The sequence below is a fragment of the Mesorhizobium sp. M5C.F.Ca.IN.020.29.1.1 genome (genome assembly GCF_003997375.1).
Taxonomy (GTDB): Bacteria; Pseudomonadota; Alphaproteobacteria; order Rhizobiales; family Rhizobiaceae; genus Mesorhizobium; species Mesorhizobium wenxiniae.
The window spans coordinates 1-1,001 of sequence record NZ_RZSW01001029.1 but is presented as its reverse complement, the minus strand read 5'-3'; the positions used below and the strand labels follow the sequence as shown (position 1 = coordinate 1,001).

Sequence of the window (1,001 nt, the reverse complement as noted above, 5' to 3'; positions counted from 1 at the left end):
CCATTACCCAGGATAAAAAAATGAGTTTTTTTTCCCGATACCTGCCCTTTGTTGCGGCCATGGCGCTTGTCGTGGTGACGTCGAACATCCTTGTGCAGTTCCCGCTGCAAGGTGCGATCGGCGGCTTGTCGCTGGCCGACATTCTGACCTGGGGCGCCTTCACCTATCCCTTCTCCTTCCTGGTCACCGACCTTGCCAACCGCCGCTACGGCCCGGCCGTGGCGCGCCGGATCGTGTTTGTCGGCTTCACGGCGGCGGTGATCTGCTCGGTCGTCATCCCGCCCTTGCTGTTCCGCTACGGTCTGATCGAGTTCGAAACGGCCGCCGACCGGCTGGTGCGCATTGCGGCGGCTTCCGGCACCGCGTTCCTGATCGCGCAACTGCTCGACGTGACCGTGTTCAATTGGCTGCGCCGGCAGAGCTGGTGGCGGGCGCCGATCGTCGGCACGCTGGTCGGCTCGGTGTTCGACACCGCCATGTTCTTCACCGTCGCCTTTTCAGCGGCGTTCGCCTTCGCTGGCCCCAACGATGGCTTCGCGCTTGAAACCGCGCCGCTGATGGGCGTGCTGCCGGTCGAGACCATGCGCTGGGTGTCATGGGCGCTCGGCGACCTTGGCGTGAAGCTGATCATCGCCGTGGTGGCGCTGATCCCCTACCGGCTGCTTGCCGCCCGCTGGAGCCAGCCGGCACTGGCGGCATAGACCATGATCCCTGAGAGTGGGCGCCGGTTTTCGGAAAAGATCTTGCTCACAGGGTCTCGAGCATGATCCCATGGGACCAGCTCGATAGCGCGAATACGCCTGCCGGCGACCACGAGCTTCGCCTGAAACAACGCGGCGCCGAATTCTCGATCATGCTCGGCTCGAACGAGTTGATGAACAGCCGCCTCAGCGGCTCCGAGGAAGCGCTGGCCAGGCTGTCCTGCCAAAGGATTGCCGGCCGGCGGCAGTCGAAAATCCTGATCGGCGGGCTGGGCATGGGCTTCACGCTGCGCGCCGCCC

At 64.4% G+C, this 1,001-nt stretch carries 1 protein-coding gene and 1 pseudogene; both read left to right on the top strand.

What is annotated here, in order from left to right:
* The first annotated feature begins 20 nt into the window (after window positions 1-20).
* Window positions 21-701 carry a queuosine precursor transporter gene (locus EOA85_RS35975; protein WP_127212780.1) on the top strand — a complete coding sequence of 227 codons (681 nt, stop codon included), beginning with the start codon at window positions 21-23 and terminating at the stop codon, window positions 699-701.
* Between the two features lie 62 nt (window positions 702-763).
* Window positions 764-1,001, top strand: a pseudogene (locus tag EOA85_RS35970) (hypothetical protein); the annotation flags it as partial.

Coding starts and splice junctions, on each gene's coding strand:
- EOA85_RS35975 (WP_127212780.1), top strand. CDS start 21: ATGAGTTTTTTTTCCCGATACCTGCCCTTTGTTGCGGCCATGGCGCTT.